We start from the raw sequence: 1,448 nt of genomic DNA on the forward strand, positions 1-1,448 counted from the left end.
GATCAGATCGGAATAGCGGCGAATCGGCGAGGTGAAATGCGCGTAACGCCTGAGGTTGAGACCGAAATGGCCGATATTCTTCGGCGAATACTCGGCCTGGCTCTGCGAGCGCAGCACCACTTCGTTGACCAGCGCCTCGTTGTCGGCGCCGCGCACCCGCTCCAGAATGCCATTGAACTGGCTCGGCCGCATCTGCGCGCCGCGCGCCAGGGACAGGCTGAGCGTTTGCAGGAAGTCGCGCAGCGATTCCTGCTTGGCGAGCGACGGCGCGTCATGGATGCGGTAGACGAGAGGCTCTTTCTTGCCCTCCAGGGTCTCGGCGGCCGCGACATTGGCCTGGATCATGAACTCCTCGATGAGCTTATGAGCGTCGAGTCGCTCCGGCACGATGACGCGGTCGACCGTGCCGTCGGGCTTCAGCAGGATCTTGCGCTCCGGAAGGTCGAGTTCCAGCGGCTGGCGGGCGTCGCGGCCGCGCTTCAGCACGGCATAGGCGTCCCAGAGCGGCTTCAGGACGCTGTCCAGGATCGGGCGCGTCTTGTCGTCGGGCACGCCGTCGATCGCCGCCTGCGCCTGCGGATAGGCGAGCTTGGCCGCCGACTTCATCATGACGCGGTGGAAGGAGTGCCTGAGCTTGCGGCCTTCCGAGGAGAAGGTCATGCGCACGGCGATGGCCGGACGATCCTCGCCCTCGCGCAGCGAGCAGAGATCGTTGGAAATGCGTTCGGGAAGCATCGGCACGACCCGATCCGGAAAATAGACCGAATTGCCGCGCTTCAAGGCTTCGCGGTCGAGCGGTGTGCCGTAACGCACATAGGCCGCGACATCGGCGATCGCCACGGTGACGACGACGCCGCCGGGATTCTTCTCGTCCGAATCAGGCGTGGCGAAGACGGCGTCGTCATGGTCCTTGGCGTCGGCCGGATCGATGGTCACCAGCGGCAGGTCGCGCCAATCCTCGCGGTGATCGAGCGTCGCCGGCTTCACCGCTTCGGCCTCGGCGATCACGTCCGCCGGAAAGACATGGGGAATGTCGTGCGCGTGGATGGCGATCATCGAGACCGCCTTTTCGCTGCTCAAGGATCCCAGCACCGCCAGCACTTTTGCCCTGGGCAGTCCGTAACGGGATGCCCGCGCCGGCTTGACCTCGACCAGGTCGCCGTTTTTCGCGCCGTTTTGGAATTCCTTGTCGACGATCAGCTCCGGCTGGCGCCGTTCGACCGGCTCGATGCGGAAAGTGCCGTCCTTCAGCACGCGGAAGACGCCGAGCACCGCGTCGCTGCGCTTCTCGAAGATCTTCATCACCCGCCCGGTATAGGCAGGGCCTGACGGATCGTCGGTCGGGAAGGTCTTTGCGAGCACGCGGTCGCCGATGCCGGGCACGGGGCCGCTGGCGCCGCGCGAAATGCGGATGGCAATGACAGGCGGAGAACCGGCGCCGGTATATT

General features: G+C 65.3%; 1 protein-coding gene. It reads right to left on the reverse strand.

What is annotated here, in order from left to right; translation table 11 throughout:
* A partial coding sequence (locus tag EOD07_RS34205) for an RNB domain-containing ribonuclease (protein WP_127238335.1) occupies positions 1 to 1,448 on the reverse strand: 1,448 nt, incomplete at both ends.

It is taken from the genome of Mesorhizobium sp. M2C.T.Ca.TU.002.02.1.1 (assembly GCF_003997225.1).